This is a genomic window from Anaerolineae bacterium, from assembly GCA_013178015.1.
GTDB lineage: Bacteria > Chloroflexota > Anaerolineae > DRVO01 > DRVO01 > Ch71.
In genome coordinates this window covers 73,743-81,489 of sequence record JABLXR010000040.1, presented here as the reverse complement: position 1 = coordinate 81,489, position 7,747 = coordinate 73,743, and the positions used below count along the sequence as shown (strand labels likewise).

The window sequence follows — 7,747 nt, the reverse complement described above, 5'->3', positions numbered from 1 at the left end:
CTACAGCCGAGGCGGCGGAGCCCGAGTCCCAGGCTCAGCCAGAACCTGCAGCCGCTGAGGACCAGGCCCAGGTAGAGACCGAGGCCGAACCAGCCGGGCCGACGCCGGTCGAGCCGGAGGAGGCCCTGCGGCCCGAGGCATCCTAAGCCGCCCGAGCCGACACGCTCCCGCGCTGGAACTGGGGAGATGACATGCGACCTCTGATTGAGTTCATCGCCCATAACCTGGTAGAGCACCCAGAGAAGGTGCAAGTGCTAGAGCTGGTGGGACCGAGAGCCACTCTCTACCGGCTCCGGGTAGATGCCAGCGACGTCGGACGCGTCATCGGCAAGGGCGGCAGCGTCGCCAATGCCATGCGCACTGTCCTTCGTGTCGCCGCTGAGAAGAAGGGGCAGCGCGCTGTCCTGGAGATAGACTGATCCAGGGGCCATCCGGCGGGTACCTGCCACTGTGCCTGTGAGCCTTCTGCCCCCAGTGGATGGGGCCGGACCGCTATCAGGCACACCCACTGATGCCCCTCACGCCTGCATGGCCCCCGTGCCGGAGGAGTGTGCTGGCCGACTACGATCCTGAGGATACCCCCTACTGGCTTGCTCTCAGTCGCGTCCAGGGCTTGGGGTCCGGGCGCATTCAGCACCTCCTGAGCCGCTTCGGGTCGCTGCGTCGCGCCTGGCATTCGGACGATACCGAACTCCTTTTCGCCGGGCTTCCGCGCTCGGTCGCGGAGGAGCTGCTTCGCAGCCGTCGGCGGATAGATCCCCAGGCTCAAGCCGATCTGCTGGATCGCCGCGGCGTCACCGCGCTGCCCCTGACTCACCCGGAGTATCCCGAACGCTTGCGCCATATCTCCTCTCCACCCCCAGTGCTCTACGTGCGGGGAGCCCTACTCGAGTGCGACAGCCTGGCAGTGGCGGTGGTGGGCACCCGCCGGCCGACCCGCTACGGTCTGGAAGCTACGCGCCGCATAGTAGCCGGTCTGGCTGCGTCCGGCGTCACTGTGGTGAGTGGCCTAGCTCTGGGGATAGATGCCGCCGCCCACGAAGCAGCGTTGGACTCGGGTGGGCGCACCCTGGCGGTGCTGGGCTCGGGGGTGGACGTCATCTACCCCGTCCGGCATCAGGGGTTGGCCGCGCGGGTGGTGGAGAACGGTGCCTTGCTCAGCGAGTATCCTTTGGGCACTCGACCCGATGCCCGCAACTTCCCTCCACGCAATCGCATCATTAGCGGCATGTGTCACGGTGTGCTAGTGGTGGAAGCAGGGGACCGCAGTGGTGCTCTCATCACCGTCCAGTTCGCCCTGGAGCAGGGGCGGGACACCTATGCCGTCCCCGGAGGTATCTTCTGGCCCATGAGCCGAGGCACCAACCGCCTCATCCAGCGCGGAGAGGCCAAGCTGGTTACCTGCGCCGAGGACGTCCTGGAGGAGATGGATCTGCAACTAGTCGCAGCCCAGGCCGAGGTGCGACTGGCCATGCCGACGGACGACAACGAACGGCGGGTGCTGAGCTGCCTCAGCCCGGATCCGTTGCACGTGGATGAGATCGGCCGGAGTAGCGGCCTGCCCGTGGCCACCGTCTCCAGTACCCTGGCCTTGTTGGAGCTCAAGGGGCTGGCGCGCTCGGTCGGGGGCATGCACTACGTTCTGGTGCGCGAGACGGGGCTGGCTTACACTCTTGATTGAGGGGACCGATTGTGGAACGGTCCCCGAGGCCCTTCTAGCGGCTAAGTGCAGTCAGGCCTTTCCCAGGAGGTTCGCTCCCAATGTACGCCCTGATACTGGCCGGAGGCCAGGGGACCCGCCTCTGGCCGCGCAGTCGTCAGGACCGGCCCAAGCAGCTGCTGAACATCGTTTCGCCCAGCACCATGCTGCAGGAGACCTTTGCCCGCCTGGGCCCCCTGATGCCGCCCGATCACGTCTATGTCGTCACCAACACGGTGTGCGAGACGGAGGTCTGCCGGCAGCTCACGGAGGTCCCCCCGGAGAACATCATCGTCGAGCCTTCGGGGAAGAACACCGCGCCGGCGGTCGGCCTGGGCACCCTCTACATTCGCCGTCGCGATCCACAAGCCGCCGTGGCTGTGCTGAGCGCCGACCACGTGATCCAGCGTGCGGATGAGTTCATATTGGCGCTGCGAGCGGCTGAGAGCCTGGCCCAGCAGGGCTACCTGGTAACCATCGGCATCAAGCCCTCCCGTCCCGAGACGGGCTACGGCTATATCGAGGTCGGGGTGCCGATAGCCACCTACTACGGGCATCCCACCTACCAGGTGGCCCGCTTCACCGAGAAGCCGGACCCGGCTACCGCTGAACGCTTTGTCGCCGACGGACGCCACCTGTGGAACGCAGGCATGTTCGTATGGAAGGTGGACCGCATTCTGAACGCCATCGCCAAGCACCTCCCCGACCTGCATCAGGCGCTAGCGGAAGCCGAGGCCGACCTGGGAACCCCCGACGAGCGCTCCACCCTGGAGCGGGTCTGGCGCCGCATAGAGCCCATCAGCGTGGACGTGGGCGTGATGGAGAGGGATGATCGCGTGGCTGTGGTGCCAGCGGACCTAGGGTGGAGCGATGTGGGAAGCTGGACCAGCCTGGCCGAGGTCCTCAGTGCCGACGAACATGGCAACATCGTGGTCGGCGCCGAGCACCTGGGCTCCGAAACTACGGGATCGCTCATCTACGGAGGACGACGTCTGATCGCCACCATCGGTATGAAGGATGTCATCATCGTAGACACGGACGATGTGCTGCTGGTGTGCCCCAAGAGCCGTTCCCAGGAGGTTAAGGACCTGGTAGAGCGGCTGAAAGCCGAGAATCGCGAGGAGTATCTCTAGGAGTCGTTTGCCAGTTGACCGACATACAAGCCTATTGCCTGAAGTGCAAAGCTAAGGTGACCATGGCGGAACCGCACCCCAGCCGGGCGAAGTCTGGCGCTCCCGGGATTGCGGGCCAGTGCCCCAGCTGCGGGAGCCGGCTCTTCCGTCGCACCGCCGGGGCAGCCCAGTCCGCCAGCAGCAGCAAGGCGCCCGCCCGACGCAAGGGCAACCTGGTCATCGTCGAATCGCCCACCAAGGCACGCACCATCCAGCGCTACTTGGGCCGAGGCTATACCGTGAAGGCATCCATCGGCCACGTGCGCGATCTCCTGCGCTCGCGCCTGTCGGTGGACACGGAACGGAACTACGAGCCAACCTACCGCATACCCAATGACAAGCGCGCCGTGGTGAGGGAACTGAAGCAGGCGGTGGATGGGGCCAACGAGGTCTACCTGGCTACCGACCTGGACCGCGAGGGGGAAGCCATCGCTTGGCACATCATGGCCGCTACCGGCCTGGATCCGGAGCGGGCTCGCCGGGTGGTGTTTCACGAGATAACGCAGGATGCCATCCGGGAAGCCTTCCAGCACCCTCGCGCCATTGACCATAACCTGGTGGACGCCCAGCAAGCTCGGCGAATACTGGACCGGCTGGTGGGCTATCAGCTCACGCCTCTGCTGTGGGAGAAAGTGCGCAGCCGGCTGTCGGCCGGCCGGGTGCAGTCGGTCGCCGTGCGCCTCATCGTGGAGCGTGAGCGGGAGATACAGGCCTTCGTCCCCGAGGAGTACTGGACCGTGGATGCCCTCCTGGCGCGGGTCGAGGCGCACGACCAGCAGTTCAAGGCCGCTCTGGTCAAGGCCGACGGCAAGGACGCGGACCTGCCCGACGAGGAGAGCGCCACTCAAGTCTGCGAGCGGCTCAAGGGCGCTGCTTTTCGGGTGGACAGCATCAAGCGGGGCACTCGACGCCGCTCGCCGCCGCCACCCTTCACTACGAGCACTCTGCAGCAAGAAGCTTCGCGGGTGCTGCGGTTCCAGGCGTCCCGCACTATGCGCGTGGCCCAGCAGCTGTACGAAGGGGTGGATCTCGGTCCCGAGGGATCCGTTGGCCTGATCACCTACATGCGCACCGACAGCGTCCACGTGGCCGAGTCCGCTTTGCGAGAGGCCAGGTCCGTGGCGGAAGAGCGGTTCGGCCGTGAGTACCTGCCCGACAGCCCCAGGCGGTACCGAACCCGCTCCAAGAGGGCCCAGGAGGCCCACGAGGCCATCCGTCCTACGTCAGTCCTACGCACTCCCGAGCGCGTCGCTCCCCACCTGAGCCGAGACCAGTTGGCGCTGTACCGGCTCATCTGGCGCCGCTTGGTGGCCAGTCAGATGAAGTCGGCCGTATACAACACCATCGCGGTCGAGGTCGCCGCCGATACGGACGACGGCCACCATTACTTGTTCCGTGCCAGTGGCTCCACTCTCGCCTTCCCCGGCTATCTGGCCGTCTACGGTGGCGAGCGCGGCAAAGGAGAGGAGCCCGAGATCCCGGAGCTCAGCGAGGGCGAGCCGCTGGTCTTGCTGCAGCTTTTGCCGGAGCAGCACTTCACCCAACCGCCCCCGCGCTACAACGAGGCCAGCCTGATCAAAGAGCTGGAGGGGAAGGGTATTGGGCGACCTAGCACCTACGCCGCCATCATCTCCACCATCATCGCCCGAGGCTACGTGGAGCGGCAGCAACGCAACCTGGTTCCCACCGACATCGCCTTCGTGGTGAATGACCTGCTAGTGGAGTACTTCCCTCGGGTGATGGACGTGGGATTCACCGCCCAGATGGAGGACGACCTCGACGAGATAGCCGCCGGTCGCAAGAAGTGGGTGCCCGTGGTGGATGAGTTCTACCGCCCGTTCAGCCAGCGTCTGGAGCACGCCCGCCGGGAAATCAAGGCCGTGCGCATGCGAGACGAGCTGGCTGGTGTGGACTGCGACGTCTGCGGAGCGCCGATGCTGATCAAGTACGGCCGGTTCGGGAAGTTCATCGGATGCAGCAACTACCCCGAGTGCCGCAACACCAGGCCCTTCCTGGAGAAGATCGGGGTGACCTGTCCCGAGTGTGGGTCGGAGCTGGTGCAGCGCCGCAGTCGGCGTGGTCGCGTGTTCTACGGCTGCGAGGCGTACCCGGAGTGCCGCTTCGCCACCCACAGCCGGCCCCTGAAGCAGCGTTGCCTCAGCTGCGGTGGCCTCATGGTGCAGAAGGGCCGTTCCGCTGCCCAGTGCCTCGCCTGCGGGAAGCAGGCCCCCTTGGAGCGCTCCGAGGAGGAACAGGAGCAGCCGGTGGCGGAGGGCAGCTGAGGAAGCACGGCGCCCTCTTGTGGCACGTCGGCGCAGCCCCGACACCAGCACTACCCCTCTTAGCCGAGAAGAGCGAGACGGGCCGTGGGCGTCAGTGGTCTCATGCCCTGGTGCTCCTCCAGGGCCAGTAGCCCTCGGTCGCCAGTTACCAGGCAATCGGCGTGACCGAGAACGCCGGTGGCCAGAACGTAGTCATCCTCCGGGTCGGCCATTGCTCCCGGTAGACATTCGGGGCCGACGAAGATCACATCGGCCTGAGTACGCAGCAGGGCTGTCACCCAGATGATATCTTCGTCGCCGATGCCATACGCACCGCCGATTCTGGGGCAGCGCAGCTTCTCCTCCACCTGAGCTATGATGCCTTCAGAGATGATCAGTAGGAAACGCCCGTGCTGCCAGGCCTCCAGTACCCGTCGGGGAGTGCCTTTGGGTGCGATAATGGCGGAGATGATGACGTTGACGTCCAGGAGCACGCGCATCATCGGCGCTGCGCTTGCCTATCGTCCTGTTCTAGTTCCTCCAGGAGTCTGTCGCTATCGAGGCCCGGATTGCGCCTGGCAATGTCTGTCACCCGGCGGAACAACGCTTCTCGCACTTCGGGGCGAGTGCTCTGGGCCATCAGGAAGTCCTCTAGGTCAGCCTTGGGTATCCGGTACGTACGGCCGATGCGGCTCGCGGCCAGTTTGCGCCTGCGTATGAGGCGGTAGACGGTGTCGGTATTCACCTGCAGGTAGGCTGCCACCTGCTGTGGGGTCATGATCTCGCGCACGACTGCTCACCTCCTCAACCCGCATTCAATCGCACTAACCTGTACTGGTCAATACTCAAGTGGACTCTAGGCTGTTGCAGTTGTCGCGCGTGGCGAGACTGCTACCGCCTTCCCCTGAGGGCAGTGTTCTACCGCTCGATGGCCCGGCGCAGGACCTCCAGGTAGTACTTGTAGTTGTCCAGGGTCACGTCGGGCGGCACCCGATGATCCACCGTGGGGATGTAGCCGCCATCGTCCATGAGAGGTTTGCGCCGCGCCACCTCGGCATCTATGGCCTCGCGCCCGGCGATGAGCGCCAGCTTGTCTATGCCCCCGATGATTAGCAGCTCGCGGCCGTACTTCCGGCGCATCTGCCAGGGGTCCTCATTGCAGCGCACCTCCCAAGGGAACATGCAGTTCACCCCTGCCTCCAGCCACAGAGGCAGCAGCTGGTCAATGCGCCCGTCGCAGTCCACGTAGACCACGTCTACCCCGTACCGATGCAGCACATCGGTGATGCGTCGGTACTCGGGCACCATCATCTCCCGGAACAGCTTGGGCGACAGCAACGGGCCGGTGTTGTAGGCCATGTCTTCCCAGAAGCTGGCGTAGTCTATGGGCAGTGCCTCCAGCACCGGAGTGATCACAGCAATGGCCAGATCGGCGAAGTGCCGCATCATGTCCTTGACCAGACCCGGATCGTCGTAGACAGCCAGGGACAGGTTCTCCACTCCCATCAGGTTCCTGGGCCACCCGTAGATGCTCCCGCACGATATCCCCAATGGGTAGTCCCGCTCTCGCCGCACGCGCACCGCGTCTTCGAAGTACTCCGGCCAGCGCATGGGCGACGCCGGATCGTAACGCTTCTTGACCTCCTCCCACGAGGCCCGGTCCTTGACGGGGAACTCCAGGAAGTGCGGAATGGAACTCCCATCCTTGCGCCGCTCTAGCTTGACCCCCTGCGAGTCAATGACGACTTCGCTCTGGCCCCGGTCCTCGATGACCTCCTCCTCAAACTTGGGGATCATGCCCAGGTTGATGGGAAAGTGCTCGTGCTGCCGATCCATGCCGAAGTAGGTATTGAGCCAGACATCTCGCGGCAGGCCTTGCTCGTACCAGGTCTCGACGGTCTCCGTCCAGAAGCCAAAGTCCCAGAACGGAACACGGTCAACGTCCTGATAGTGCATGGTGCGCACGAAACGCTCGTGGTCGTTCATCAGGTGTTCTCCTCCCCTCAGTGGTCGGCCCCAACTATAGAGCGCAAGTTCCCGGCAGCCAAGACAAGGGCCGATGTGACGGTGGCGGCACCAGTCCACGGCTAGCGCTGGACGTGTTACTCGCCGTCACCGGTGCGCCCCCGAGGGTCTGGGAAGCAACACGCCCGAAACGAGGAGGCGCTCCCACCCTCCGGGGAGCGCCTCCAAGCTAAGGCCAATCCCACCTACGGCCGCTGGGCAGGCCGGAACTTGTACCCGTACACTATGTGGCCGTCGGGTCCGTGCTGGCGCCACTGCCTCAGCACGCTCTCCACCGGCATTCCCACCCGCACATCATCTACGGCTACGTCGGTGATCTGTGCCGTGATCACAGGTCCCTCCTCCAGCTTGACCAAGGCGACCACGTAGGGGATGTCCTGTTCGAACCCCTCCGGCGCCTTGTACATTACCGCGAAGGAGTACACCTCGCCCCGGCCTGACAGCTCCACCTCCTCCATCCTGTCGTCCTGACAGGCGGGGCAGATCGGACGCAACGAGGGGCTAATGCGACCGCAGCCCAGGCACCGCCCTCCGAACAGGCGATAGCGCTCCGCCCGGCGACGCCATTCCCTAGGCAGTTGCAGAGCCAT

General features: G+C 65.0%; 8 protein-coding genes. 4 read left to right on the top strand and 4 right to left on the bottom strand.

The annotated features are described in order from the left end of the window. Positions 1-191 precede the first annotated feature (191 nt). The 4 genes from HPY83_14965 (at position 192) to topA (ending at position 5,153) form a co-directional block, all read left to right on the top strand. Entirely contained in the window at positions 192-419 is a 228-nt protein-coding gene (locus HPY83_14965; protein NPV09245.1) for a KH domain-containing protein, read from the top strand. Positions 420-511: 92 nt separating this feature from the next. Next, positions 512-1,681, top strand: a complete 1,170-nt coding sequence (gene dprA, locus HPY83_14960; protein ID NPV09244.1) for a DNA-protecting protein DprA — start codon at positions 512-514, stop codon at positions 1,679-1,681. Between the two features lie 80 nt (positions 1,682-1,761). Continuing rightward, a complete protein-coding gene (locus HPY83_14955; GenBank protein NPV09243.1) occupies positions 1,762-2,832 on the top strand; it encodes an NTP transferase domain-containing protein in 1,071 nt (356 codons plus the stop codon). Between the two features lie 62 nt (positions 2,833-2,894). Next, a complete protein-coding gene (gene topA, locus HPY83_14950) occupies positions 2,895-5,153 on the top strand; it encodes a type I DNA topoisomerase (protein ID NPV09242.1) in 2,259 nt (752 codons plus the stop codon). A gap of 59 nt (positions 5,154-5,212) precedes the next feature. On the opposite strand, the gene HPY83_14945 is transcribed toward topA, so the two are convergent. The 4 genes from HPY83_14945 to HPY83_14930 form a co-directional block, all read right to left on the bottom strand. Next, complete coding sequence (locus HPY83_14945) at positions 5,213-5,635, bottom strand: putative toxin-antitoxin system toxin component, PIN family (protein ID NPV09241.1); 423 nt, start codon at positions 5,633-5,635, stop codon at positions 5,213-5,215. Beyond that, on the bottom strand, positions 5,632-5,922 hold the full coding sequence (locus HPY83_14940; protein NPV09240.1) for a helix-turn-helix domain-containing protein: 291 nt from the start codon (positions 5,920-5,922) through the stop codon (positions 5,632-5,634). Before HPY83_14940 ends, HPY83_14945 begins: the two co-directional genes overlap by 4 nt. A gap of 128 nt (positions 5,923-6,050) precedes the next feature. Next, complete coding sequence (locus tag HPY83_14935) at positions 6,051-7,118, bottom strand: hypothetical protein (protein NPV09239.1); 1,068 nt, start codon at positions 7,116-7,118, stop codon at positions 6,051-6,053. Positions 7,119-7,342: 224 nt separating this feature from the next. After that, entirely contained in the window at positions 7,343-7,747 is a 405-nt protein-coding gene (locus tag HPY83_14930) for a Zn-ribbon domain-containing OB-fold protein (protein ID NPV09238.1), read from the bottom strand.

Excerpts from the sequence above, each read along its gene's own strand:
- HPY83_14965 (NPV09245.1), top strand. The coding sequence starts at position 192 with ATGCGACCTCTGATTGAGTTCATCGCCCATAACCTGGTAGAGCACCCA.
- dprA (NPV09244.1), top strand. The coding sequence starts at position 512 with ATGCCCCTCACGCCTGCATGGCCCCCGTGCCGGAGGAGTGTGCTGGCC.
- HPY83_14955 (NPV09243.1), top strand. The coding sequence starts at position 1,762 with ATGTACGCCCTGATACTGGCCGGAGGCCAGGGGACCCGCCTCTGGCCG.
- topA (NPV09242.1), top strand. The coding sequence starts at position 2,895 with ATGGCGGAACCGCACCCCAGCCGGGCGAAGTCTGGCGCTCCCGGGATT.
- HPY83_14945 (NPV09241.1), bottom strand. The coding sequence starts at position 5,635 with ATGATGCGCGTGCTCCTGGACGTCAACGTCATCATCTCCGCCATTATC.
- HPY83_14935 (NPV09239.1), bottom strand. The coding sequence starts at position 7,118 with ATGAACGACCACGAGCGTTTCGTGCGCACCATGCACTATCAGGACGTT.
- HPY83_14930 (NPV09238.1), bottom strand. The coding sequence starts at position 7,747 with ATGGCTCTGCAACTGCCTAGGGAATGGCGTCGCCGGGCGGAGCGCTAT.